Consider the following 24,957-nt stretch of genomic DNA (forward strand, 5'->3'; position numbering starts at 1 on the left):
AGACATCACAACCTACTTGGGATTGTCTCGGTTGGGTAAGCCAACATGGTCCATCAAAGTGAGACACCCAGAACGTCTCATTAGGGTACTACTTTGACTTATGAGACGAATCCGATTAATGGCTTAGAACCATTCGAGACACCGAGGAGGATTGATGCGCGTAGCCTACCGCAGAGTGAGTACGACTGATCAGAACCTGGACCGCCAGCTTGTTGATGCACCCGGCATCGAAAAAGTCTTTGAAGATAAGCTGACAGGTGCATCCAGGGATCGGCCTGGTCTGCAAGAAATGCTCACATTCTGCCGTGAGGGCGACTGCGTGGTGGTTCATTCACTGGACCGATTGGGTCGTGACATCCGTGACCTCCTGAACATCGTCGAGGAACTGAACACAAAGGGTGTTGCGGTTGAGTTTATGTCTGAACGGCTGAAGTTCTCCAGAGATGACGACGATCCGTTGGCCCGGCTCCAACTGCACATGTTGGCCGCGTTTGCACAGTGGGAGCGAAACATTGCGAAGGCCAGGCAGGCCGAGGGTATCGCCCGTGCAAAGGCTCAGCACCCAGAAAAGTATAAAGGTCGTCCAGTCAGCATAGATGCTGAGCAGGTCAACAGACTGAAGGAACAAGGGCTCGGCGCAACTGCAATTGCTAAGAAGATGAGAATTGGACGGGCGTCAGTGTACCGGCACCTAAGACAAATGATGGCATAGGCGACCTGGGCTGCTGAACTCAATCCGGTGGAGGGTTGATTGGAATCATTAGTCCGACTATCCGATCCATTCGTCTCAACCCCGAACCCCACGGAAGTCCGATGTAATCGCAACGCACATAATCAAACCAACACCCTGGTAAATCCTGCCGGGTGTTTTCGTGCGACCAATCGATACATCATGAGACTGTTATGAAAATCCGGAAATACCCGCGTACGCGGCACATCGAAGGTTCGCGCCTTCAGGTGGGCGATATGGCGGATGACAAACCAATCAAAGAGCTTTCAGGTCAGCCCCTGATTGTCGAAGAAAAGCTCGACGGGGCCAATTCCGCCGTGTCCTTCGACGTGGGTGGCAATCTGCTGCTGCAAAGCAGGGGGCACTATCTGACCGGTGGTGGACGGGAACGCCACTTCGCCTTGTTGAAGACCTGGGCTGCCGCCCATGCGCATGTCCTACACCCTGTGCTGGGGCACCGCTTCGTCATGTATGGCGAATGGATGTATGCCAAACACACCGTGTTCTATGATCGGCTGCCGCATTACTTCATGGAGTTCGATGTGTTGGATCGGGACACCGGCCTGTTCCTGAGTACAGCGGCTCGTCGGGCTCTGCTTGCAGGGTTGCCGATCATGCCGGTGCCGGTCGTCCATACAGGCGAAGTCAGGTCGGTTGACCAAATGGTCAGCCTGACCCGGCCCTCACCGTATAAATCGGAAGCGTGGCGTGACGCACTGGTACTGGCAGCCGAACAGTCTGGCAGCCGTCCTGACATGGTTGATCAGCAGACAGAGGATAGTGACCTGGCCGAAGGGCTGTATCTGAAGCAGGAAAGTGCGGACCACGTGGAGGACCGCTTCAAGTTCGTCCGTGCTGACTTCTTACAGGCGATTGAGGCGGCTGACGGGCACTGGCATGACCGTCCGATCCTGCCCAACGGCCTGGCCGATGGCGTCGATATCTTTGCACCCACGCTGGGTGTGGAGGGTGCCTACGATGCGTAAGCCTATCAAACACACCGTCACCCACGAAAACCTGCTGGACTTGGTGCCTTCCGGTCCAGTCTGGCGGGTGGACTGGGGCGAGATTTGGTCTCTGTGGCCGGAGCTTGCCGTCCTCGACACCTGCCCGCAAGACCCGATCCATCATGCCGAAGGCGATGTCGGCACCCACACACGGATGGTGGTCGAGTCTCTGGTTTCTGACCCAGACTGGAAAGGTCTTCCCGATATGGACCGAGCCAACCTGTTCTGGGCCGCCGTCTTGCATGATGTCGGCAAGCCCGCCGTCACAAAGCATGAGGATGGCGGACGCATATCCTCCCGTGGTCATTCGCGTGTCGGGGCGTCCATCGCACGGGAGCTGCTGTGGTATGCGGGGTCTCCATTTGCCTGGCGTGAGGCGCTGTGCGGGATCATCGCCCACCACCAATTGCCGTTCTGGCTAATCGAACGGCCTGATCCGCCACGTATGGCCATCGAGACATCTTGGCGTTGCAGACCGGATCATCTGTGCCTCCATGCAAAGGCCGATGCGTTGGGTCGGATATGTCAGGACCAGCGGACCATACTCGAAAGCGTGAGCCTCGCCGCATTGACGTTTCAGGAGGCTGGTTGCTGGGACCATCCATTTACCTTCGCCAATGATGAAAGTCGGGTCGCGTACTTCGAACTGGACGACCGTGATCCGCAATACGCGGCTCACGAGGCATTCCCATGCACAGTCACCGTCATGTCCGGCTTGCCAGGAGCGGGAAAGGATACCTGGATCAGTAAGCACCGCCCGGAACACCCGGTCGTTAGTCTCGACCTCATCCGGGGCGAACTGGGCGTCGCTGCAACTGACAACCAAGGTCAGGTCATTCAAGCCGCACATGAACGGGCCAGAGAGCACCTGCGGGCAGGACGTGATTTTGCCTGGAACGCTACCAACGTGACACGACAGAACCGATCACGGGTTCTGCGGCTACTGCGGGACTACGGTGCCTGCATCGAGATCGTCTACCTCGAACCAAGCCCAGGTCAACTGCGCCGTCAGAACCGGGATCGTCCGGATGCGGTACCTGATGCTGTCATAGATCATTTGGCAAGGAAACTGGAACCACCACAGGTGTGGGAGGCTCACAGCCTGCTTGTTGTATCATGACCGCCAATACGAACCCAAAAGGTAAATATCCTGGAGGATCGAGAACCTACCGGGCTCGGTCCAAGAGGAACATGAAATGAGCAAATCAGATTATCGAACAGACACGTTGTCTTCTGATCTACCCGACGCCCTTGAGTTTCTGAACAGTGCCGGTGACGAGGAACTACGTGCGTTTCTGCGGCGTTTGCCCATCTTTGCTGGCAACGACGGCGGGCCGATCACAATTGCCGATCTCGCCTACGAGATGCGTCTGCAACCATTCGTGATGGACGCTTGGTCGAGAGTGGGTGGCAACCACGGCATCCCAGCTAGGCTCCTTCAGCTAAATCGCGTTTACAAGAAGGCGGAGGCCGAGATGGAAAGGTGGACCGGTGAACGGCGTCGGCTGCCGCGTGTGATTGATGTTCCAAGCTTCATCGAAGTCTATGCAAAAGTGGGATACCCGTAACGGTTTGAGTCGTCGCAATACTTGTTTCGTTTGTAACGAATACAGCGAGATGCCTTCAATTGTACTATTGTAGTGTGTCGGCCCGGTACCACCATAACTTGCGCTGCGGCGCAGATGCTGTAGGTTGACCAGAAGGAAGAACTGAATTAGAACAAAAAGAGAACATTTTGAATTGCCAATTCAGCGAGTAAGAGACCCAGTTCACAATCTAATCGAGTTTGATACGGACAAGGAACTCGAAAGAGTTGTGTGGAAGTTGCTTCAGAGTAGGCCATTTCAACGGCTCCGCAGAATCAAACAACTGGGCTTCTCTGAGTTGGTATATCCAGGTGCGACACATACTCGCTTTGCTCATAGTATTGGTGTTTTTCATACTGCTAGGAAACTTATGGAGACCGTCAGAGAAAAGGCACCAGAAAACCAGAGGTCTCGCGAAGATATCGCACTGGCGGCTGCAATGGTTCATGACGTTGGCCACGGTCCATTCAGTCATGCGTTTGAAACTGTTGGTAAGCGTTTAGGTCTGAAACTGGCGGACCACGAAGTCATGAGTGATGAGTTGATCCGCAACGGAGAGATTGCCGAAATCCTCAACAATGAGATCATGAATGGTTTCGCTTCGAATGTTGCAAATATGATCAAAAAAGAGGGGAAAATCACTCTGCATAACTCGGTAGTTTCAAGCCAATTTGATGCTGATCGGTTGGACTACATGCAACGTGACCGACTTATGACGGGCAGTAAGCATTCTGCTATCGACCTAACGTGGTTGCTGGCGAATCTGGATGTTGGTGAGGTTACGACCGGCATCGATGACACTGCTGTCGGCAAAATCCCGACGTTCGTTATTGGCCCTAAGGCCATTCAAGCAGCAGAAGCGTACGTAATGGGGCTGTTCCAGCTTTACCCCACGATCTACTTTCACAAGACCACTCGTGGGGCCGAGAAGCTCTTTGCTGAAATACTAGTACGTCTAGTTCAACTCGTTCAGAACGAAGCCGTTGGAAAGACGGGGCTGCCGTCAGAGCATCCTCTCGTCCGGTTCGCACAGGAACCAGAGGCTCTTGAGAGTGCTCTTGCTCTTGATGACACTGTTGTATGGGGGGCCTTACAACTGTTGAAAGGTGCTGAAGACAATCTGTTGTCCAGTTTTGCCGAACGGTTGCTGAACCGAAAATTGTTCAAGTGTTATGACGTTCGTGCAGAGATCACCCACAAGTGTGATCCACATAACAGTGGAGACGCACAAAATGTAGCGCAGATTGAAAAATCTTGTGCGTCTGTAGTCTTGAAGCTACAAGAGTGGCAGAAAAACCAAGAAGGTGATGTTCCCCGCATCATAGTAGATGTGGCTGAGCGTAAGCCTTATAAACCAAGCGGCGGTAGTAATGGGCACAACGAGCAGATCAATGTTCGCACCGACGGTGGAGAGTTGATCGACATCCTCCAGAGGTCTGAGATTGTGCGGTCGCTTAGCGTGTATAAGCTCACCCGTGCGTACTACGATCCCGAAGACCTGGATGCCCGAAAAGCTATTTTCGATATCGTTGAAGGGGAGATCAACTGATGTCAGATATCAAAATCAATGAAGTTGTCAGCATTGTTGGTGAAGCAGGAGGGCGGGTCGTTGGCCGGACAAGGCTGCAAAAGATCGCATATCTACTTACCGCTACAGGCTTAGATGAGAATTTTGAGTTCATTTACAAGCACTATGGACCCTTTAGTGCAGACTTGGCTTCGTCCGCTGAGTTTGGTGCGTTAATAGGCAATCTGACGGAAGAAAAAACTCAAACCCAGTGGGGTGCTGTCTACTCCACTTACACTGTTGACGGCTTTCAGCCACCAGAGGTGATGACGGCACGTGGACAACTGGCGTCGATTGCTGCTGCATCGGACTCTATCGAGCTTGAACTTGCTGCGACTGCTGTTTTCCTTGCTAGGGAAGGTTATGATGATCCTTGGGAAGAGACATCACAAAGAAAGCCGGAAAAAGTAACACCTGTTCGACTTCAGAATGCGAAAGCATTGCTTATTCAGTTGTCACAAATTGCTGTGCCTCAGCCCATACCTGAAGGTCTTTTGCAGTAGTCGAGTTTGTGGCGAATAGCCAATTGGGCAGAAGCAAACGTCACTCAAGCATGTACTGCCAAGACTGATAGCATACCGTGGGCTATGGTCAGGGGGAGTTGGCATATTACAGCCTTGGATCAACTGGCTCACTTTCCAGTGCCAGCACAGCCAACGCACATTCGTGTACCTTTGACAGTGGCACTCCCTCCACAAACCTGTGCAGACCTTCGAAGCCCAACTTAAACTCTCGTTCGGCCAGTGAAAATTTCCTTCCCAGCCCACGTTGTCTGAGCCGTTCGATGTTATCGGGCAGGTCATAGTCAGGGCCATAGATAATGCGGAGGTAGTCCCGACCGCGCACCTTCATGGCCGGTTGGATCAGTCCCTTTTCACCGCGCACGAGAAACGCAGTCGGCTTGAATACCAATCCTTCACCGCCTTTGGCCGTATGATCCAGCCACCATTCGGTCACGGCTTCACGTTGCGCAGTATCGTTCAGGTCGATCTGTTTCCATCCAGTCGGCTGAATGATTGGGTCAGCTTTGGCCAGTTGTTCGATCATCCTCATATGCCAGGTGTGGGGCTGATCTGTATGGACAGCGCCCTCGGTCGCGAGGATGTGGAAGGGTGCGATGCGGTAGTCTTCGATGATGTCGGCATCCCAGCAGTACCCGTCGATGGTTTGTCCCATCAGTTTGGCATTGGACAGCCTGATCTCAGCCTGTGCCCGTAGCTTCTGAAGTTCGTCCGACCCTTCCCTACCGGCCAGTGCATCGAGTAAGGCCGTGGCAGATTTCTCCGCGGCTGAGACGGTTGGCAGATACTGGCGCTTCAACAAGTCTTGTGCCTTCGCCGACCACGGCATGAGTTCGGCGTCCAGCAGCACCCAGTCGGTTGCGAGTTCGTCCCACAAACCTGAAGCGCCCATCGCAGTTGCGACACGGCCCACGACCGCCGCTTCCATCTGTTCATCTTTGAAGAATGGTCGCCCTGTCCGTGTGAAGATCACTCCTGCCTTGCCGTCTTCCACGCCGAAACGGGCTTTGGCGGCCTCTGTGTTCTTCGCCACGACCAGCAATGCCCGTGACCCCATGTGCTTTTCTTCAACCACAAGGTCGGTCACACCACGGCTGGCATAGTGATCCATCGCTTGCTCTGGACGTTCCAGGAACGGGCCTTCGGCGGCGGTCGGGCAGGCTGCCATTGTGGGCGGCAAATAGATCAACCAACGTGGATCGACGGCGAAGCGGCTCATCACCTCCAAGGCGGCCAGGCTGTTTTCCTCTGGGATTTGGATCGTGGACTTGAACCGGGTTTCGATCCGCATCTTGGTTGCGTAGTCATCGAAGTAGAGGAGCTTATCGTGGTCCTGCTGTGCTGTCAGCGATTGACCTGCGTCCAGCGGTTTGGCGGGTACGGCGTACTGCCTCTTCGCAGGCACTGAAACGGTCTCTCGTTCTGGCCACCGAAGGGCCGTGAGTTTGCCCCCAAAGACACAGCCAGTGTCGATGCACATCGTGTGGTTCAGCCATTCGGCCTCTGCCATGGGTGTGTGACCAAACACGACATCGGCCTTGCCACGGTAGTCTCTGGCCCATTCCAGCCGGACAGGAAGGCCGAACTCGTCCACCTCGCCGGTGGTTTCACCGAACATCGCAAAGTTTCGTACATGGCCTGAGCCACGCCCATGCATTTCTTCCTTCAGACCTGCATGGGCGATGACCAGCTTGCCATCTGCCAACCAAGCATGTGACCGCAAATCCCAGATGAACTCACTGGCCTGTTTGCGGAACGCATCGGAGGTCTGCTCAAGCTCTGCAACTGTCAGGTCGAGGCCATGGGTCTGGGTCACAGACCGACCCTTCAGCCATTTATTCAGCTTGAAGTCGTGGTTTCCGATGACACAGCGGCCCGACCCCTCCTCGCACATACCCATAACGAGCCGCAGCGCATCGAGGTTGCGTGGGCCGCGATCTGTGATGTCGCCAACGAAGAACGCAATGCGTCCTTCGGGGTGCCGGGCACGGATCAGGTCTTCTGCACCCGGCTCAAATGGATCAATCTGGTAACCAAGAGTGCCAAGGAGTTCGGTCAATTCTTCGAAGCAGCCATGGATATCCCCGATGATGTCGAATGGCCCATGGTCACCACGGTTGTCGGTCCAGAGCGGCTGACGTTCGATCTGAAGGGCGTCTACCTCTTCCGGTGACTTCATGATCTGGACTTGACGGAAGCCCTCCTTCTGCAAGCCACGCAATCCACGGCGCAGCGCCTTTGCGTGATTGCGGGTCACATGTTCCCCAAAGTCACGGTTTGGACGATCCTGGTTGCGTTCGTGACAAATCTTGGGGTCAATATCTAAGACCAATGCGACTGGCAAAGCATGATACCTCCGGGCAAGTTGGACCAATTTGGCACGATCTTCCCGTTTCACCGACGTTGCATCGATCACGGTCAGCAGACGCCGTTTCAGCCGGATGGAGGCTGTGTAGTTCAGCAGGTCGAAGGCATCGCCAGTGGCCGCAAGATCGGTCTCGTCATCGGACACCAATGCACGGCACGTGTCTGATGATACGATCTCGGTCTCCAGAAAGTGCTTCTTGGCAAAGCTGGATTTGCCGGACCCTGTGGAACCGATCAGGACGATGAGGGCGAAGTCGGGGATGGCAATGTTGTGCGCTGACATCTTTTAACCCTCGCCCTTCACGATCATCCGCAAAAGATGGTCGCCTTCCGCCATCAGGTCGGGCCGTTCCTCTTTCTTGGCCACAACAGTAGCCCACTCAATCTGCTCATGAATGAAGGCATCGACTTCGGCGATGCGGTCCCCACGACCCACCTCCTTTGCGACGGCCTTGAGTTCCAACAGCCTCTCAATCTCAGCAGTTAGGACCGGTGCAATATCCAGCCCCTCGACCAGTGCCTGTAGGTTCATCGGGGGCTGCACATCGACGTTTTGTCTGATCCAGTAAATCGCCAAAGCAGGTCGGAGGATGTAAAAGTACTTCTTCAGTGCAACGTCGGGGTTGTCACCGACATGCTTGTCCCACTGCTTTTGCGCAAGATTGCGGTAGTGGTGCAAGCAGGATTCACCAAAGGTGGTTTTCTCCGAGAATGTAATCAGACGCTGGCACACGTCATCGTTCCAACGATACCTGATCGGACTGGACAGCCACTCCAGCATAACGGGATTGGGCTTGATCAGTAGACCCAAGGCTTTGCGGATATCCCAGCCATTGATGTCCCAGTCGCCTTCGATGGGCAATTCGATAACATCACGACCGGGTTCGATGCTGAGATACCAGTCAGGTTGGTGCGCATAGACAAAACGTACGTCATAGTCGCTGTCCGGAGATGGGAACCCCCATGCACGGCTCCCACTCTCAATCGCAAAGAGGACCCGGACGTCATAGTCCGCCTCCAGTGCTGTCAGCTTGGACTGGATGGTGTGTTCGATGTCCGATGCAATGCTTGGCACGAATACAGGTAAGCTCATGCGGCATCCCCCACGGTGAAGATGGCCATCTGCGAGGGTCCGCCATGTATTTCATCGACAGGTCCCAGAGGTTCGAACTCCACTGTATAGCCGTTGTCAGAGGCCGCTGTGTTTGCCCAAGCCTCAAACTCGGCCCGCGTCCATTCAAAGCGATGATCAGGGTGCCGAAGCTGGTTCTCCTTCATCGTCTCGAACAACACGTTGTATTCGCGGTTAGGGGTTGTGATGATCACCAGGTTAGGACGTGCGTCCGCAAAAAGGGACATGACCAGCGCCGACAGCCGGTGTGGTTCAATATGCTCGATGACCTCAACCAGTGTTGCGGCGTCGAAGCCCTTCCATCGGCGATCCCCGTAAGTCAGGCTACCCATTTGCAGCTTCACCCGTTCTGACATCGCATCACCGGCTTGGTGCAGACGCAATTTGCGGTGCGCGGCCTCAAGCGTCCGCACCGATGGATCAACGCCAACGATCCGATCAAGGCCACGTTCCTTGATCAGCCGAGAAATCAGCTTCCCCTCACCGCATCCGAGATCAAGAACGGATTTCACATGGCGCTGCTTCAGAACACCCGCCACGGTATCCAGACGGATACTGTGCAGGCGCATAGGCTTTTCCAGCTTCTCTTCCGGCTTTTCCTGTTCAGCCTTCTCTTCCTCTGCCTCATCTTCCTCGGTGGTGACAGACTCCTCCAGTCTGGCCAAAGCCATATTCGCCAACGACCGGCGATGCTTGAGGGCACGGCGGGTGATAAGCTCTTTCGCCTGGTGATCTGCCAGCCACCCCTCGCCCTTGGCCAACAGCTTGTCGATCTCTTCTTGTGCGATGAAGTAGTGCTTGAAGTTATCCAGGACCGGGATCAACACATGCAAATGGTTCAGGATGTCAGCCAATCGCAGCTTCGCCCTCAGACGCAGGTCAATGACCATCTGATCATCTGTCGTGTCAGGAGACAGGATCGTGTACCCAAGTGGTTCGAATAAAGCCGACAGCAGTTCACGATCCCCGGCCAGTGCCACGGGAAGGACGCGAATTTCGAAATCCAGAAGTTGATCAGCAAGCGTCTGACGGTCCTTGGACTTGCCTGCCATGGTCTGGGCGAAAGACCGGCCCATTGCGACGGACAAAAACGAGTTCGCCACATAGGGTCGATCATTCACGTATTGGGCCAACAATCCATCAGCTTGTTGGTTTTTCCCGCGCACAAGGCCAACCGGATCGACCTCCAGATGTAAGACGGCTGTGGTGCGTTCGTCCGACACCTCAGGATAGAAGATGGTCGCATCACCCGCAGATGTCTTCTTGGTATGCACATGATCTGGATGCTTATGCAGCAAGAAGCCGAGATCACGGGCGGAATAGTCTGCGCCACCTTCTGCCAGCAATGTAATCTCGATTTGCATAATCAATGAACTCAACAAGTTGCGGTGAATAGTGAGTATCAACACCGCAATCCGGCAACAATGTGGTCACTTACAAATCCAGAACAAAAACCATTCGCTTTCGGTCGTGACGAACTCCCGCAACCAACAACAAAACACCCAGACCTGCACGGTCTGGGTGTTTGTATTTTGGCTCTATGGTGTGCCAGTCACTTGACGGCGGTCATGGGCGTAATGATCCATCAGGATGCGCAGCATCCGGCGATAAACACTCCTATGCCGGTTCCTTGCATTGATGCCTGCAAAGACGCTTTGGGAGATCACCGGGGCGTTGGCGACCGGATAACATGTTCCAGCAGCGATCAGTGCGTTTGCAGAATGTCGCAAAACATACCCCGCGCCAGAGAGTGACGTTAGCAGATCCACCATCGCCGCATTCTGTCCGATGGAAAGCGAGACTTGTGCGAAATCAGGGAGCAATGCCGCATGCGCATAGGCAAAAGCGGGTGAGTAATTGGCGAGGATGTATCTGTCTCGCGACATCTCTTGCAGCGCATCAGGTTGGGTCGAGATCATCACGTAACTCACCTCTCCCAAACCTTCGAAATGCAGATCTGGGTGGGTTTGCGGAGAATAAAGGACGGCTATGTCCTGCATCCCGGCAACTAGATCGGCGCACATCTGTGTCGAGTAATCGGCCTCAAACAGGAATACCGTGTCAGGCAGGGTATTCCGAAATGCGCCAATCAGGCGGCTGATCTCAAAGCTAACAAGGTCATGTTGCAGGCCAATCCGCATCGTCACGCCAGCCATGCCGCTATCGCGGGTCGCGTTCAGCGCGGTGATCCAGTTATGGCGCAGGCTGCGCGCATGAGGCTCAAAGCGCAGGCCCTCGGTCGTCAGTGCCGTACCGGCGCGAGATCTCTGGAACAAGCGGCGACCGATCACTGCTTCCAACGCCTTGATCCGGCCCGAAACGGTGGATTGCGTGATTCTCAGCCGCTCGGCTGTCTTGTTGAAACTGCGCGTTTCGCAAAGGTCCAGAAAGGTCACAATCAGTTCAATCTGCATATGGGGACTGTGAACTAATCGGCCAAACCGATCAATAATGACCGTACCACCCAATTGATTAGGAATGGCACCAGCGTAATACTCTTCTCCACGTCAAGGGAGGTTGCGCATATGAATAAACCCGTCCGACGCAGTGGTGGGCGCGCCGCCCGCGTGGAGCTGCGCAATGCGCCATTGGCCAAGGACTTGCGCCCCGTCCGTCCGGGCCTACCCGGTGGGCAGTACAAACCATTGTCAGAGCCGGACGTTACGCGCATCCACCACGCCGCTCTTGATGCGCTGGAAGAGATCGGGCTGGCCAATGCGCCGCAATCCGGCATCGATATCATGACTGGGGCGGGTGCCGTTCTTGGCGATGATGGCCGCGTCCGGTTTCCGCGCGGATTGGTCGAGGACATGCTCGCCAAGGCCGCGCGCAACATCACGTTGCATGGGCGCGACCCGCAATATGATTTGCATCTGACCGGGACCAATGTGCATTTCGGGACGGCGGGCGCGGCGGTGCATATCGTGGACTTGGAGACCAACACCTATCGCGACAGCACTGCGCAGGACCTGCATGATGCAGCCAGGATCACCCACGCGCTTGATAATGTGCATTTCTTCCAACGGGCCATGGTGGCCCGCGACGTCACCGATAATCTGGAACTTGATCTCAACACGATTTACGCCTGCTGTGCCGGGACGACCAAGCATATCGGAACCAATTTCAGCGAACCCGATCATGTGGCACCCGGGCTGGAGCTGATTTATCGGATCGCCGGGGGCGAGGACGCTTTTCGGGCGCGACCCTTCATATCAAACACGAACTGCTTTGTCGTGCCGCCGATGAAATTCGCGGAAGAAAGCTGTGTTGCGATGGAACACTGCATTCGCGGCGGCATGCCGATCCTGCTTCTGTCGGCGGGGCAGGCGGGGGCCACCGCTCCGGCGCCGATCGCGCTCGCCATTGTGCAGGCGGTGGCGGAGTGTCTGGCGGGCGTCGTTTACGTCAATGCAATGGCGCCGGGTCATCCGGCGGTCTTTGGTACATGGCCGTTCGTGTCTGACCTGCGTACCGGCGCGATGTCGGGCGGATCGGCCGAACAGGCGCTGCTGACCGCAGGATGCGCGCAGATGCACCGGTTCTACGACCTGCCGGGAGGCGCGGCGGCGGGCATATCCGATGCCAAACTGCCCGACATGCAGGCTGGTTGGGAGCAAGGGATCACGAATGTCCTTGCCGGTCTTTCAGGGTTGAACATGGCCTATGAGGCCGTTGGCATGCACGCATCACTCCTGGGCTTTTGCCTTGAGTCGCTGGTGTTGGGTGATGACATCATCGGTCAGGTCCTGCGTTGCGTGCGGGGCATTGATGTGACCGAAGACAGTACGTCCATTGATGCGATGAAGGCCGTCTGCCTCGATGGTCCTGGGCACTACTTGGGGTCGGAACAAACCCTCAATCTGATGCAGACCGAATACATCTATCCCAACATAGGCAACCGGATGAGCCCCAAGGAATGGGCCGAAGCCGGGCAGCCGGAGCTGATTGCGCAAGCCATCGCGCGGAAAAACAGGATATTGGAAGAGGCGCAAATCCAGGTCTCGCCCGAATTCGATGCGGCCATTCGCACCGATTACAACATCTATTTCAAGTGAGGGCAGGCCATGCATTACGGCTATATCGGCCTCGGAAATCTCGGGGCCAATTGCGCCGCTTGTCTGCGCCGGGCGGGCATGAAGCTCACCGTGACAGACCTGAACCGGGATGCCGCTGACGCTCTATTGGAGCTCGGATGTGCGTGGGCTGATACGCCGGAAGAGGTCGCGCAGGCCGCCGATCATGTGATCACCTGTCTGCCTTCGCCGGCCATCTCCGAACGGGTGCTGGACCGTATCCTGCCGGTGATGCGGGCAGGTAGCCACTGGATTGAGATGTCGACCCTTGGCCGGGACGAGATGCTGGCATTTGCGGCCAAGGCCGCTGCTCATGACATCCGGGCCATGGAACTGCCCGTGACGGGCGGCGTGCATCTTGCCGCTCAAGGTAAGATCACGATGCTTGCGGGCGGCGACAAGGATATGTTCGATTTGCATCTGCCCGCCCTGCAGGCAATGGGCGGGCAGGTTTTTCATATGGGGCCGCTTGGCTCTGCCGCAATCATCAAGGTTATCACCAACATGCTCGCCTTCATTCATCTGAAGGCCTGTGGTGAGGCGCTGATGCTCGCCAAACGCGGCGGGCTTGATCTGGGGCAGGCCTGGCACGCGATCAAGGCCTCATCCGGCAACTCATTTGTGCATGAAACCGAAGGGGCACTGGTGCTCAACGGGTCGTATGATGTGGCGTTCAACATCGATCTTGCGCTGAAAGACCTCGATTTTGCGCAGGCGTTTGGGCGTGAATTCGAAGTCCCGCTCGACCTCGCAGCCGCGACCGAACAGACCTACATCGCCGCGCGGGCAGCCTATGGTGGCGATGCTCAATCACCAATGATCGTCAGATTGCTGGAAGATTTGTTAGAGACCGACCTGCGCGCGGACGGCTTTCCTGCACGGCTGACCTAGAGTTTGGCGGCGGCTTTGGCAAAGAAAGGTCGCCAAGCGGCGATCACCTCGTCAGGGCACTCTTCGGCCAGATAGTGCCCGCCCGGCAAGGCCCATCCCTGCACATCCACTGCCCGCTCGCGCCAAAGCGCCAGACAGTCGAAATGCGCCTCAATCGCCCCGTCATGCCCCCAAAGCGCCAGCAGCGGCATGGTGAGTTTTGACGGATCCGCATCATCATGCGCGATGTCAATCGTTGCGGCGGCCCGATAATCCTCGCAAGCGCCGTGAATGGCGGCAGGGTCAGAAAAAGCGGTCAGGTACTCATCCAGCGCCTGTTTGACAAATGGGGTTAGACCGGCCGAACCGGCTCCGCACTTATGCAGCCAGAAATAGACGGGATCAGCGCCAATCAGCCTTTCGGGAAAGGGATGCGGCAAGGTCAGCCAGTACCAATGCCAATAGGCATGGGCAAAGGCGCTGGTGCCTTCGCGATACATTTCACGCGTGGGCGCAATGTCCAAGGTGGACAATGCCACAACCCGATCCGGGTGATCCGCGGCGAGCCTGTGCGCGACGCGACCGCCCCGGTCATGGGCGCCAACCAAGAACCGCTCATGTCCCAATGCGTCCATGACCGCGATCACATCACCTGCCATCGCCCGTTTGGAATAGGGTGTGTGGTCTGCGTCTGTTTCCGGCTTGGCGGATCGACCATAGCCGCGCAGATCGGGGCAGATCACGCGATAGTCTTGGACCAATGAAGCGGCCACGGCGTGCCACATCGCCGATGTTTGCGGATATCCGTGCAACAAGACAAGCGGCGGTCCTTCACCGCCGATCCGGCAGAAGATCGGGCCCGCAGACGTTTCGAAATAGCGCTCTTCAAATCCGTAGAAGAATTGCGTAGCTTGCGGGGCCTTTGCGACGGAAGGGTGCATCACGAACCGGGATCAGCTGATGATCGATTGCCAGGATGCGGTCAGCGCGGTGATCTGCTCAGACGCGAATGCGCAAATGCAGGCCTCGTCCCCGGCCATGGCAATGGCCACGGCTGTGCCTGCGCCCATCGCGCCGTCAAAACACATCATCTGCGCCCCGGATTGCCGCTTGGCGATTGTCTTTTGCGCTTTGCGCAAGGCCATGACCTGCTCATCCCAAATGAGCTTCAGCGCTGTCGTCTCGCCTGCTGTCTCGGTGGTGTTGCCTGCGATGATCAGAAGATGGCCACCAAACGAAGACGCATTGGCTGCGAGAAAACGGGCCACGGGCGGCAATGGTTTGGCATCAAGATCAACCTGCCAAAGCTCGGCCAGTCCGGTGGCCGAAATGCCCGCATCGCCGCCCTTGCCAAAAGGCTGGATCGGCTCGGCCCGCACGGTCACCCGGCTTGCCTGGTCGCAAAGGGCTTTCATCAACGCGCCAGCCGCCTGCAATGTGTCCGGCTCTTCGCGCGAGAGGGGTTGGCCAATCGCCGGATCATCCCGGTCCCACACTGCCGCAATCCCGCGCAAGCGACGTCCCGCCACAATCAAAGACGCGGTCACATCTCCGACACCAAAGACCAGCGTCCGCTCAAGTACGGTCACGTCAATCTCGCGCAAGATGGCCGCAAGTCCCACAGTGCCACCATCCTGGGCGATGACCCGGGCACCGGCCACGAAAACCTCATCCTCTGCGGCGAGCGCGGCGAGCTTTTCTGTCAGGGCGGTCATGTCGCTCAATTCTGGCAATCCAATGCGGGGTAATCCATGCGTACCGGCTTACGCGCCACCGCTGATCTGTTCAAGGCAGGCGCGCGCTGCAGGTAAAAATCCTGCAATATTGACATCAGGCTGGCACACGCAGCACAATACATCCGAGGGCTCACTTTCTGCGCGTAGAAAAACGCGCAACTGGTCCTGCCCTGCGACGATAGCGGTGGTACTTTTGTCCGACCCGATCGCAATTTTGCCCTTGGTACCAAGTGTCAGCGCCGCCTCTGTGCAAAGCGCATCCAGCGTCTCGCGTGGCAATGTCGTGGCTGAGTTCGTCACCAGGATCATCTGGGTCGACAGATCTGCAAAAGCCAGGGTCTCACAACCTGCGAAATCGCTTTGCAAAGTATCCAACGCGTCGACGACCATTTCAGGGCTCGCTCTTACTTACGGTGTCACTCTGACTAAGGCAAAACGAGCGAAGGGAAAAGCCCAGGTGGCAACGTCGTGATCAAGAAGATCGGAGGATCGGGCCGGGCGGGTTTTCCTGGCCTGCCTCAGGCTCGGCCGGTGGTCGTTCGCGTTTAGGAGTGTCGCCGTCACGGCTCCGCACAACGCGGCGTGGCGCAACCGACCGCAGAACACGGGTTGGAATTGCTTGACCGTTCGGAATGTTGTAAAGTGGGCGTTCGGTGCATTCGGCGATTTTCGTCAGCTTCTCGATTGTCTCGATCAGACGGTAAACAAATGGGCCTGCGCCGCTCGCATCCCATTTCTCCTGGTCATCGCCGGCTGCAATGGCCTGCAACAGCGACACCGGGTAGATGCCGCTGAACTGCCCTTCGGTCTCTCGCGTCACGCGCTTGATGACGCGTGTCTTGTCCCGTTCATTGGTGAGCTTGTCAAAGCGGGTGATCAACAGGATCGAATGTTCCCGCACCGCATCTGGCATATTCTCCCAAACCGCTGCCTCTGACTGGCGCCAGGCCTGCGTAGCGTGGGTGCACCAGATTACGGCGTCAACTTCGGGCAGGACACGCTCCCACACTTCGGAGGACATGTTCGGGTCCGAGATGCCGGGGAAGTCGATGAGGTCGCAAACGCTCAGGATATCGACATCTAGAAACAGCCGGATCGCAAAGGTCTCTTCCACCGGAACGGATTCAAGCTGGTCGAGCGTGATCGGTTCGATCGTCCCGTCCACATCAATGCGATAGGGCGTGTCACTGCCTTGCGACATCCAGACCGGGGACAGCCGTGTTGCGGTCACCTTTTCGGGCAGCGGGCGTGCGCCCATCAGCAGATTTGACAGTGTACTTTTGCCCGCACTGAACTCGCCCATCAAGGCGATCCGCGGCTTGCGCGGCCCACCGGCGGTGGGGTCGTTCTCACTCATTACCCGTTTCCTATCGCTTCAACAGGGGCATTATCGCTCAGCTCTTCGAAGATGTAATCGAACAGCTCTTCACGCTCCTGCTGGGCGGTAATACCAAAAATGTCTTTCAAATCGTTGACGCTCAACTCGGACTTGTCGCTCATATCGCCCAACAGACCGCGCTGTTCTGCGAGGAATTCACTCAGCTCGCGTTCGGCCATGGTGCGAATATCATCGGCCTGCCGAATTTTCAGCTCATCGACAATGGGTGCCGTTTCGGCCTCAATCAGATCATAAAAGCCGCTGGCAAAGGCACGGTAGCCCTTGCGGCGCTTCCACCAGCCCTTCCACCAGGATGTCTGCAGATCAAGCGCAATGGTCTGGCCCAGCGACACGGGCGCGGGGATTTCGGGTGCCGCAGGCGGGGTAATCGAGAAATTCTCGACCTCCACCCCAAAAGCCGTGCGATAGGTTTCAGCCAGATCGGTCGCGGCGGCAGCAAAGACTTGTTCGCATGATGACGAGACATTGCGGCGCATCACCTGATAGCTGGTGCGCAAAAGCATACGCAGTCCATCGGGGCTGTATTGCCAGACCTCATCCTCACCGTTCGTTTCAAGATGCTGCAACAGCGACTCCAGGGCGCGGTCGAGGAATCGTTTATGTGATTGATCCACGCGCGAACCGAATTGCTGGAACACGATGTCCAAACGATCATTCAGGAACTTCTTGCTGTCCTTTTCCAGCTTGTCCAGATGGGCCATCAGTTCCGGCTTGGGCATGACCTTTACCTGGTCACCGTCCAGACGCATGGACACCATCGCATTTGAAGCGCGAACACCGCCGACAAGGTTAAGCGCACGCTTGCGCGAGGCCGACAGGATTTCCGTGCCCGGCCCCTCGGCCACGCGTTCAGAGATCGCTTTGTAAAGTTGCGGCACACCCGACAGATGCCAGACGAGTTCGTTGGTCTCCATGCCCGCCGTCTCTGCGTCCAGCGATGCCTCAGCCCAGTTGAACATCGCCGCCGCACTTTCAGCCACGATATCGTCGAGGTTCTCGGAAAGCGCGATATTGGCCCAATAGGCGCTGCCAAAGATCAGTTGCGGATTTTCCGGCCCGTTGTGATCCGCGAGTGTCTGCAGAATGCTGTCACGGATTTCGGGCACCTGTTCGGCCGGGTTCGACAATTCGTCGATCCGGTTTACGAAGATGATCACCTCGCGTGCTTTGACGTTCGAAATCAGGCGGATGAGCCCCATATCCATCGAACTCAGCGCCTGATGGGCCGACAGGACGACAACGCAGATGCGGCTATCGCGCAGGGCGTTGATCGTGATCTGTTCGCGCATCATGAACGTGTCGTTGACACCGGGCGTATCCCGCAGGCAAAGCGGCATGGGTATCGAGGGCGCCTTTAGATAGAGGTCAGCGGATTTGGTGATATCGGCGAACTGCCCCTGTTGATCTTCTTCATCAAGATCTTCGAAATCGTCACCCATGCAGACATAGCGCTGCACGAGATCGTCCGTCAGTTCTGCGTAATTGTGCTTTTGGCCCAAGAGCAGTTCAAACTTGCGGCCCAGACGCGTCTTGGTCTTCTCGCGCATCTCGGCGATCTGTTGCCGAACTTTCTCGAGCTCATCATCTGCACCGGCGCGCGCGGACAATTCACCGATTCGGCCACCATTCTCCACCAGATGATCCCATTCACCCTGGCTGAAGAACTGGAATGTGGCGGTTGGTGCATCCGCAGGCAGAGGCGCATTCAAGTGCAGTGACGTGACAACAGAGGTCCACGGGTTCACATCCGCAGGCAGCAATTCGGGGCGACCGATCATCGCATTCACCAAAGACGTCTTGCCCGATTTGATCTGTCCGATCATCGTCACGCTGGGCTCGAAAGAGCGTAACTGCTTGATAACTCTCGCAGCTTTCTTTTCAGCATCCTGTCCGCCCAGCTTGACCACGTCAGCCATGGTCGCCTCCAGATCCAGGATATCCTCGTGGAAGTCGTCCAGCTTCTCCAAGCCGATGCGCATGAACGGGTGCTGCGCTGCCGGGACTTTGTAACCATCCCCTTTTGTCAGCTCTTCCATCTTCATTCGTGTCCGTCCTCACTCAGTCGTGCTGGCTTCACCTTTATCAGTTGTTGGTCCCGTCGCCAAATACGGGTCATAACACTGATTTATTGCCATAATGGAAACAGGGCAGCACGGCGAAAGTGTGGCGCTGTTTTCATAAAAATTGCAAGTGTTGCCGCAGGTTAGGCGGCCAGATCCGCCTGTAGTTCACGCTTAATCTGGAGCATGACACTGACAGCTTCAATAGCTGCACTGTCACGCTTTTCCATTTGCATCAATTGTACCAGATCTGCAGCATCAAACGCTGCGTCACGAGCGCGCTGCAATGCCTCGTCAGCATCATCACCATGCACACTCAGATAATCGCTCATCCATTGCGTGTGTTCAACTGTCTCTGCGATGATTTGCGTGGGCGCGGCGTCACCCAAATCGGCGGCCATCTGCGACAATGCTTGCGCCTGTTCGGTGAGGTAGCTGACGACATGTGCATAGGCTTCGCGCGTCGCCGGATGCAAGGCGGCGACCTTTTGTGTGGGCACGGTCTCGGCGGCGTCCTGCGCCTCTTCTTCAGGCGCGACCGCGGGCTCTGCTACGTTCTCTGATGCGGGTGCGGGCGTCTCAGCGTCCTCGTCAGCAGAGGCGGCAGCACCAATGACGGCTTGCAACACTTCGCTGTCTTCTTCGGGAACCTCGGCGGCGGCACCTCCATTCAAGTGGTCAGCATTTTGCAACAGCAACACGTCCGCCATGTCTACATCCGACTGGCGGCCCATTTCGACCTGTTTCAGCACCGCAGAAATCAGGGCAGAGCCGCCACTGCGGCGCATCAGCTCTTTGTCCACCGTCCCGTCCAACCGGCGGGCCGAGATCGCATCAAGCGTGGAGATCGGGAGGATATCGTTGAATTCGTGGCCGACCAGCGCCTTGGTAGCGTCAAGGATCTGCTCCAGCGTCCCTTGGGAGGAGAGCACATCGGATTTGGTCAGCATCAGGAACGCATGATCCTTGAGCACATCGGGCATTTGCGCCCAGATCGCCTGCTCATTGGTATCAAAGGTCTCCGTGCACCAGATCGCCAGTTCGCACCGCTTTGAGGCCCATTGGCTAGCCTTGTGAATCGCGTTTGGATCGTCTGGGGTGACCACTTCAAGCACAGAGATTTTCTTGAGCGCAGCAAGCGGCAAGCGCAATTCAACAAAAACCGGCTTCAACTCGGAGATGTCATAGGCGTTGGCGGTGTCGAGCTCTTGCTTGCTGCCATCCGACAGCGTGCATATCGCGCCCGCTTTTTCGCCATGAACAATCTGTGTTGTCGGCATGCCAAAATCATCGGGCAGCACCTCGCGCCCGATAAGCAAGTTGACAAGTGCAGATTTCCCCGCGCCGGGTCGCCCCAACACTGCAAGACGAACCGGCTGCTGCAGGCGATTCAGGATTTGCCCCGCCCGTTCGGAAACCTCATCGGGCAGCAGACCCGATTCCACGGCCTGCGTGAGTCGTTCCTGGACCTGCGCCCCCAGCGATTGATTCGGCATTACTTACCTCCGGCAGCTACTTTAGCCGGGGGCGTCGCCTCATCAACCTCCTCTGTCTTATCCTGAGCGTCGATTTCTTCGACTTTCTGGACGGGTTTCACTTCCTTGATCACCGGCTTGGTCGCTGCAGGCTCTTGCGGTGCCGACTGCGACTTTGGCTGTGCAGCGGCTTGCCCCATGCCGGTTGCCGCCTTCTGCATCGACGCCGCATCCTTGCTCAGCTTGGCAGCGATGGAATCGCCGTCATCAAGTTCAACCACACGGGTCGTCGTGGCGGTTGGTGTCTCGACATAATCCACAGGCTTGGCGCGGATCGCACGGATCACCGGCTTGTTGTGGTTCAGCTTGATCACCGAGAAAGAGCAATTGTCCTGATCCGGATCGGCCAATGCCTCAATCGCCTCAAGCAGGTGCCCGCAAATCTCGGCGCTCTTGCGGCGGCGATAGCGGTGCAGGATCTTCTGAATACGTTCGTCTTCGAGATATTGCAGTCCATCCGAGGAGACGACGACGATGTCGCCCACCTGCAATTCAAACGGCGTCTTCGGGCAATCAGACTTCGCGACGCGATCACCCAGGATCACGGATGTCAGACAGTTGCGGTCGGGGTGGTTCTTACCGGTCTCAGGATCCATCAGGCCCTGCTTGACCATGAAGTCGATCTGAGGGGCCATGGAATGGTCCTCATTCAACTGCTGCATCTTTCCGGCGCGATAGTGATAAAGCGGGCTGTCCCCAATCGACATCCAGAACATCCGGTTCTCGATCAAAACCAGCGACACAAGGGTCGCACCCATGCCGCGTGTCTCGGGATGTGCCATCACATATTCCCGCACGACATTGTTGGCGTTGACTGCTGATGATGTCAGATATTGCGGGATTTCGGCTTCAAAATCGGCGAAATTCGCGGATTGAAATTTCAGTTCGCTATAAACTTCGGTGACAACAATCTTACTGGCCACGTCACCGGCAGCATGGCCGCCCATACCGTCGGCAAGGACCACAACGCCACTGTCCATTCCAAACGGAAAGTCGGTGACAATTGCGTCTTCTTGATAGTCACGTCCGCCCTGACAAATCGCCGAAGCGACGTCAAAGCGTGGTTCAGGCGATCGCCACATCTTCGTCCTCCCCGCTTGCGTTGTCGTCCCAACTGAACGTGTCATCGCAAAGCGCCACAAAGCGTAAAACAGTCTCACCAATACGGATCACATCGCCTGATTTCAGCGCCTCATTGCTGATCAAGGGCTTGTCGTTCAGACGGACGATGTTGGATTTTCCGCCATGACCCAGCAGGAACTCCTTGCTGTCGGCATCGTAAACGATCGCGGCATGATTGGTCCGCGAGATCGAGTTGTCGCCGAAATCAAGCTGCACAGCCTGATCTTCACCGCGACCAATCTGCGACATGCCTGCCATCAGAGAAAAGCTTTCACCGCGACCGGGACCTTCGGCGACCACAATCCAACCGACAGGGAACTTGACGCTTTTGACTGGCGCGGCGCGCGGTGCATCATTGAACAGATCGACGACGTCGCCGTCGGACTTCTCAAAGCCGATCAGGCGTGTCTTCGTCCGGCGCGAGCGACCGGGCGACCGGGCGGCAGCACTCGCCGCTGCAGCGGGGGCTGGTGCTGGCGCCGGTGTCGGCAATGTAGGTGCCGTCATTGGAAGTTCGGTTGACGTACCGTCATCCTCCAGGTCCCAGATATTCACGGCGGGCTTTTCTTCAGGTTTGACAACGCGCTCTTCAGCAGCTGTGCTCGTTTTTTGAGCAACATCAGTCAGAATGTCAGAGACAGACGCGCCTTCATTGTCCTCGACAATCGACCCAATCGTGTCGCGATAGGATTGCTCTAGCGACTCAACCGTTTCGCGGGACTTTGGCGCATCAGTATTGCGCTTTTTTCGACCCAAGAGATCACGAATAAACTTCATCTTGCCTACCTTCCAAACTCAACGACACGCCTGTTCCCCCAGGAGGGTGTCGTCAGATTACTCCTCTACACCGTCGTAATTCAGCGATGCGACCCACATGCCGCCGTTACGTTCGACTGCAAACATGAACTGATCGGTGCCATTGCTCAGCTCGCGCTCAAAAATTGTCTGCAGGCTGTCCTGCTCCTGAATCAGTTCGGCCGTTGGGATGTATGACCTCATCACATCACCAACCTCTAAACCGCCAGTCAAGGTTTCAGGCAGCTCGGCGACCGTTGTGCGCCATTCACCGCCTGCAAAGATGGCCTCAAACGCGACACCGTTCAGCAATTCCAGTTCGCGAACAACTGGCAAAACCCAGCTTTGTTCGACCTGTTCGCCCGAAGCCGGGTTCAGCGTGCCGAATGTGACCGGCAACGTGGCGTCGAGGCTTTCCAAGGCTATGGTCTGGTTCAAGACCGTCGGGATATCCGCAATTGCGTCAACCGGTGTACCGTTGATCGACGTGATCACCAGACCGGGCTGGACCCAAACGGGTGAAACGGCAGCGGCCTGTGCGATGATATTCGATTGTGCACCCGCGGCCTGGAATGGCAACTGAACGGTCCAGGAAGCCAGGACATCTTGAGGCTCAGGAACCAGCTCATTGCCGGGCGTGACCGCATCAATTTCAACACTTGGACCAGTACCAACAGCAGCAACCACATCAGGTGCCGAAGGCAGGTCCACTTGCGCCGTATCGCCATCGGCGACGGGGCCACCCGCTGCAATATCGGGCAAAGCAGCGGCTGCGGCATTCGCATCTGCTGCAGGCTGAGGTGTTGCAACAGGCTCTGGCAGTGGCTCAGGCTCAGGCACAGCTGCCAGTTCAACACTTTCGGGACGTGCGCTGGGGCGGATCGTGGGTGTTGGCTCGTCAACGATGACTGGACCTTCCACAACCGGCGCTGGGTCACCGGCTATCACTGGTGCGGGCTCTTCAACGATCTGCGGTGTGGGCGTCTCGGTTACAAGCGGCGCAGGATCTTCCACAACAACGGGTCCAGGAATTTCGACCACAACGGGTCCTGTCGCTTCAGGAACAACAGGTGCGGGCTCTTCGACGACGACCGGTGCAGGTTCTTCCACGATTTCTGCTGCGGGCTCGCTGACCACAGGCTCTGCAGTGGCAACCTCGGTCGGTTCCTCTACAGCAGGGGCTGGTGTCTCGACAGCTGGTGCTGGCGTTTCGACTGCCGGTGCCTCAGGTGCTGTTGCCGTCTCAACAGGCAACGCAGCGCTTGCCTCTGGCGTGGTGTCGAACGCTGCTTCTGGGTCGCCGCCCATCGTCAATACGCCAACGCCCACAAGCAGGGCGACAACCGCAGCAGAACCCAGCAACAGTGGCATCTTTGATTTCTTGGTCTCGACAGGCTCTGCCACTTCCGGCGCTGCGGCTGCAGTGGCGGCAGGCGCCACGTTTAGCGCTGTCACATTGCCGGTATTGCCTTCCATCATGTCGATCCAGTCCTTGGCGGACTGCAAACGATCCTTGGGAAGAACGGCCAGCGCCTTGTCGACAGCGGCCAGGAAGTTGTCTTCGTAGTCCGGGAAGCGACCTGCCAGCGGCACATACGGGTCAGCGTCGCCTGACGCGATCGCGGCCAGACGTGCTTGTGAGTTCGGCGGCACGTCACCGTTGATCAGGTGATAGAACGACGCCGCAAGCGCATAAAGGTCAGAGCTCGGGCTCTGCTCCGATCCTGCGATGTAGAATTCCTGGGGCGAGTATCCGTCCTTGACGACCCGGAGCGCTGAAAGGACGCGGCTTTGCTTAGTAGCCTCTTCACGCGCCGCGCCGAAGTCGATCAGGACAGGGTGGAAATCCTGGTTGATCAGAATGTTGTCGGGCGAGATATCGCGGTGCAGGATGCCTTGATCGTGGATGAAGCCAACAGCGCCCAGAATCTCTTTGAGGATATTCTTGATCTGCGGCGGTGTCAGCGTTGCCGTCGGATCCTCAATCGTATCAAGAAGGTCGCGACCTTCAACGAAATCAAGCGCCATATAAGCGGTGTCGTTGTCTTCAAAGACCTGGTGCACGCCGACAATGTTGGGGTGATCCAGCTTTGCCAGGCTGCGCGCCTCTTGCACAAACAGACGGACAATCGACTTCAGCTCATTCTGGTGCGCACGCGAACGTGCCTGCACGACATAGCGGCTGCGACGGCAGAAAGCACCAGGGAAACATTCTTTAATCACGATCTTGCGGTCGAGGCTGTCCTTGGCAAGATAAGTGATGCCAAAACCGCCAGCGTTCAGGAAGCTTTCGATCGTGTACTGACCATGCATCAACTTGGTGCCCGGCTTCAGCTCATCGACGAAACTGTCCTTGTCGTCCGCGTTGTCTTGTACTTGCGCCTTCGCCATCTTCACATCCAGCTTTCAAACTTTGCGGCCATGTGGAGAGCACCCACACACCCTTCATTGTCTAGT

Annotated in this window: 21 protein-coding genes; 8 read left to right on the top strand and 13 right to left on the bottom strand. The window is 56.7% G+C overall.

Translation table 11 applies throughout. The features are described from left to right. Window positions 1–154: 154 nt before the first annotated feature. The 6 genes from SLH49_RS00855 (at window position 155) to SLH49_RS00880 (ending at window position 5,393) form a co-directional block, all read left to right on the top strand. Window positions 155–712 (top strand): recombinase family protein, encoded by a 558-nt coding sequence (locus tag SLH49_RS00855; protein WP_320267284.1) that lies wholly within the window; start codon window positions 155–157, stop codon window positions 710–712. 191 nt (window positions 713–903) lie between these two features. After that, entirely contained in the window at window positions 904–1,716 is an 813-nt protein-coding gene (locus SLH49_RS00860) for an RNA ligase family protein (protein ID WP_320267285.1), read from the top strand. Further along, window positions 1,709–2,857, top strand: a complete 1,149-nt coding sequence (locus tag SLH49_RS00865) for an AAA family ATPase (RefSeq protein ID WP_320267286.1) — start codon at window positions 1,709–1,711, stop codon at window positions 2,855–2,857. The genes SLH49_RS00860 and SLH49_RS00865 overlap by 8 nt, the downstream gene beginning before the upstream one ends. A gap of 76 nt (window positions 2,858–2,933) precedes the next feature. Next, entirely contained in the window at window positions 2,934–3,305 is a 372-nt protein-coding gene (locus tag SLH49_RS00870) for a hypothetical protein (RefSeq protein ID WP_320267287.1), read from the top strand. 247 nt (window positions 3,306–3,552) lie between these two features. After that, window positions 3,553–4,872 carry an HD domain-containing protein gene (locus SLH49_RS00875; RefSeq protein WP_320267288.1) on the top strand — a complete coding sequence of 440 codons (1,320 nt, stop codon included), beginning with the start codon at window positions 3,553–3,555 and terminating at the stop codon, window positions 4,870–4,872. Beyond that, window positions 4,872–5,393, top strand: a complete 522-nt coding sequence (locus tag SLH49_RS00880; protein WP_320267289.1) for a hypothetical protein — start codon at window positions 4,872–4,874, stop codon at window positions 5,391–5,393. The genes SLH49_RS00875 and SLH49_RS00880 overlap by 1 nt, the downstream gene beginning before the upstream one ends. 106 nt (window positions 5,394–5,499) lie before the next feature. Here SLH49_RS00880 and SLH49_RS00885 read toward each other — a convergent pair whose 3' ends face one another. From SLH49_RS00885 to SLH49_RS00900, 4 genes are all read right to left on the bottom strand, one after another. After that, the gene (locus tag SLH49_RS00885) at window positions 5,500–8,061 is read right to left on the bottom strand and encodes a polynucleotide kinase-phosphatase (RefSeq protein WP_320267290.1); all 2,562 of its coding nucleotides are present in this window, start codon (window positions 8,059–8,061) and stop codon (window positions 5,500–5,502) included. A gap of 3 nt (window positions 8,062–8,064) precedes the next feature. Next, on the bottom strand, window positions 8,065–8,871 hold the full coding sequence (locus SLH49_RS00890; protein WP_320267291.1) for a nucleotidyltransferase domain-containing protein: 807 nt from the start codon (window positions 8,869–8,871) through the stop codon (window positions 8,065–8,067). Continuing rightward, a complete protein-coding gene (locus SLH49_RS00895; RefSeq protein WP_320267292.1) occupies window positions 8,868–10,274 on the bottom strand; it encodes a 3' terminal RNA ribose 2'-O-methyltransferase Hen1 in 1,407 nt (468 codons plus the stop codon). Before SLH49_RS00895 ends, SLH49_RS00890 begins: the two co-directional genes overlap by 4 nt. Window positions 10,275–10,448: 174 nt before the next feature. Continuing rightward, the gene (locus SLH49_RS00900; RefSeq protein ID WP_320267293.1) at window positions 10,449–11,324 is read right to left on the bottom strand and encodes a LysR family transcriptional regulator; all 876 of its coding nucleotides are present in this window, start codon (window positions 11,322–11,324) and stop codon (window positions 10,449–10,451) included. Window positions 11,325–11,435: 111 nt separating this feature from the next. Here SLH49_RS00900 and SLH49_RS00905 point away from each other — a divergent pair, with 111 nt between their 5' ends. Together SLH49_RS00905 and SLH49_RS00910 are read left to right on the top strand one after the other, a co-directional pair. Beyond that, the gene (locus SLH49_RS00905) at window positions 11,436–12,965 is read left to right on the top strand and encodes a trimethylamine methyltransferase family protein (protein ID WP_320267294.1); all 1,530 of its coding nucleotides are present in this window, start codon (window positions 11,436–11,438) and stop codon (window positions 12,963–12,965) included. Between the two features lie 9 nt (window positions 12,966–12,974). Then, entirely contained in the window at window positions 12,975–13,874 is a 900-nt protein-coding gene (locus SLH49_RS00910; protein WP_320267295.1) for an NAD(P)-dependent oxidoreductase, read from the top strand. On the opposite strand, the gene SLH49_RS00915 is transcribed toward SLH49_RS00910, so the two are convergent. The 9 genes from SLH49_RS00915 to SLH49_RS00955 all read right to left on the bottom strand — a co-directional run bounded on the left by SLH49_RS00915 (window position 13,871) and on the right by SLH49_RS00955 (window position 24,891). Next, the gene (locus tag SLH49_RS00915; protein WP_320268492.1) at window positions 13,871–14,794 is read right to left on the bottom strand and encodes an alpha/beta hydrolase; all 924 of its coding nucleotides are present in this window, start codon (window positions 14,792–14,794) and stop codon (window positions 13,871–13,873) included. The two genes, SLH49_RS00910 and SLH49_RS00915, sit on opposite strands and share 4 nt — an antisense overlap. A 12-nt stretch (window positions 14,795–14,806) precedes the next feature. Then, complete coding sequence (locus SLH49_RS00920) at window positions 14,807–15,568, bottom strand: hypothetical protein (RefSeq protein ID WP_320267296.1); 762 nt, start codon at window positions 15,566–15,568, stop codon at window positions 14,807–14,809. Window positions 15,569–15,616: 48 nt separating this feature from the next. Continuing rightward, window positions 15,617–15,979, bottom strand: coding sequence for a hypothetical protein (locus SLH49_RS00925; protein WP_320267297.1), 363 nt, complete (start codon window positions 15,977–15,979; stop codon window positions 15,617–15,619). An 82-nt stretch (window positions 15,980–16,061) separates the two neighbouring features. Further along, window positions 16,062–16,946: a dynamin family protein gene (locus tag SLH49_RS00930; protein WP_320267298.1), complete on the bottom strand. Its 885-nt coding sequence runs from the start codon at window positions 16,944–16,946 to the stop codon at window positions 16,062–16,064. After that, window positions 16,946–19,030 (bottom strand): dynamin family protein, encoded by a 2,085-nt coding sequence (locus tag SLH49_RS00935; protein WP_320267299.1) that lies wholly within the window; start codon window positions 19,028–19,030, stop codon window positions 16,946–16,948. Before SLH49_RS00935 ends, SLH49_RS00930 begins: the two co-directional genes overlap by 1 nt. A gap of 161 nt (window positions 19,031–19,191) precedes the next feature. Further along, entirely contained in the window at window positions 19,192–20,544 is a 1,353-nt protein-coding gene (locus SLH49_RS00940) for a hypothetical protein (protein WP_320267300.1), read from the bottom strand. Beyond that, entirely contained in the window at window positions 20,544–21,665 is a 1,122-nt protein-coding gene (locus SLH49_RS00945) for a protein phosphatase 2C domain-containing protein (protein WP_320267301.1), read from the bottom strand. Before SLH49_RS00945 ends, SLH49_RS00940 begins: the two co-directional genes overlap by 1 nt. After that, window positions 21,649–22,482, bottom strand: coding sequence for an FHA domain-containing protein (locus SLH49_RS00950; protein WP_320267302.1), 834 nt, complete (start codon window positions 22,480–22,482; stop codon window positions 21,649–21,651). The genes SLH49_RS00945 and SLH49_RS00950 overlap by 17 nt, the downstream gene beginning before the upstream one ends. Before the next feature lie 57 nt (window positions 22,483–22,539). Further along, a complete protein-coding gene (locus SLH49_RS00955) occupies window positions 22,540–24,891 on the bottom strand; it encodes a serine/threonine-protein kinase (protein ID WP_320267303.1) in 2,352 nt (783 codons plus the stop codon). Window positions 24,892–24,957: the final 66 nt, after the last annotated feature.

Source organism: Cognatiyoonia sp. IB215446, from assembly GCF_033963825.1.
GTDB lineage: Bacteria > Pseudomonadota > Alphaproteobacteria > Rhodobacterales > Rhodobacteraceae > Yoonia.

What these genes read in the sequence shown, in the direction of transcription:
- SLH49_RS00885 (WP_320267290.1), bottom strand. Translation starts at nt 8,061, where the DNA reads ATGTCAGCGCACAACATTGCCATCCCCGACTTCGCCCTCATCGTCCTG.
- SLH49_RS00955 (WP_320267303.1), bottom strand. Translation starts at nt 24,891, where the DNA reads ATGGCGAAGGCGCAAGTACAAGACAACGCGGACGACAAGGACAGTTTC.
- SLH49_RS00915 (WP_320268492.1), bottom strand. Translation starts at nt 14,794, where the DNA reads ATGCACCCTTCCGTCGCAAAGGCCCCGCAAGCTACGCAATTCTTCTAC.
- SLH49_RS00900 (WP_320267293.1), bottom strand. Translation starts at nt 11,324, where the DNA reads ATGCAGATTGAACTGATTGTGACCTTTCTGGACCTTTGCGAAACGCGC.
- SLH49_RS00950 (WP_320267302.1), bottom strand. Translation starts at nt 22,482, where the DNA reads ATGAAGTTTATTCGTGATCTCTTGGGTCGAAAAAAGCGCAATACTGAT.
- SLH49_RS00920 (WP_320267296.1), bottom strand. Translation starts at nt 15,568, where the DNA reads ATGACCGCCCTGACAGAAAAGCTCGCCGCGCTCGCCGCAGAGGATGAG.
- SLH49_RS00865 (WP_320267286.1), top strand. Translation starts at nt 1,709, where the DNA reads ATGCGTAAGCCTATCAAACACACCGTCACCCACGAAAACCTGCTGGAC.
- SLH49_RS00925 (WP_320267297.1), bottom strand. Translation starts at nt 15,979, where the DNA reads ATGGTCGTCGACGCGTTGGATACTTTGCAAAGCGATTTCGCAGGTTGT.
- SLH49_RS00880 (WP_320267289.1), top strand. Translation starts at nt 4,872, where the DNA reads ATGTCAGATATCAAAATCAATGAAGTTGTCAGCATTGTTGGTGAAGCA.
- SLH49_RS00860 (WP_320267285.1), top strand. Translation starts at nt 904, where the DNA reads ATGAAAATCCGGAAATACCCGCGTACGCGGCACATCGAAGGTTCGCGC.
- SLH49_RS00945 (WP_320267301.1), bottom strand. Translation starts at nt 21,665, where the DNA reads ATGTGGCGATCGCCTGAACCACGCTTTGACGTCGCTTCGGCGATTTGT.
- SLH49_RS00855 (WP_320267284.1), top strand. Translation starts at nt 155, where the DNA reads ATGCGCGTAGCCTACCGCAGAGTGAGTACGACTGATCAGAACCTGGAC.
- SLH49_RS00890 (WP_320267291.1), bottom strand. Translation starts at nt 8,871, where the DNA reads ATGAGCTTACCTGTATTCGTGCCAAGCATTGCATCGGACATCGAACAC.
- SLH49_RS00940 (WP_320267300.1), bottom strand. Translation starts at nt 20,544, where the DNA reads ATGCCGAATCAATCGCTGGGGGCGCAGGTCCAGGAACGACTCACGCAG.
- SLH49_RS00895 (WP_320267292.1), bottom strand. Translation starts at nt 10,274, where the DNA reads ATGCAAATCGAGATTACATTGCTGGCAGAAGGTGGCGCAGACTATTCC.
- SLH49_RS00905 (WP_320267294.1), top strand. Translation starts at nt 11,436, where the DNA reads ATGAATAAACCCGTCCGACGCAGTGGTGGGCGCGCCGCCCGCGTGGAG.
- SLH49_RS00930 (WP_320267298.1), bottom strand. Translation starts at nt 16,946, where the DNA reads ATGAGTGAGAACGACCCCACCGCCGGTGGGCCGCGCAAGCCGCGGATC.
- SLH49_RS00935 (WP_320267299.1), bottom strand. Translation starts at nt 19,030, where the DNA reads ATGAAGATGGAAGAGCTGACAAAAGGGGATGGTTACAAAGTCCCGGCA.
- SLH49_RS00870 (WP_320267287.1), top strand. Translation starts at nt 2,934, where the DNA reads ATGAGCAAATCAGATTATCGAACAGACACGTTGTCTTCTGATCTACCC.
- SLH49_RS00910 (WP_320267295.1), top strand. Translation starts at nt 12,975, where the DNA reads ATGCATTACGGCTATATCGGCCTCGGAAATCTCGGGGCCAATTGCGCC.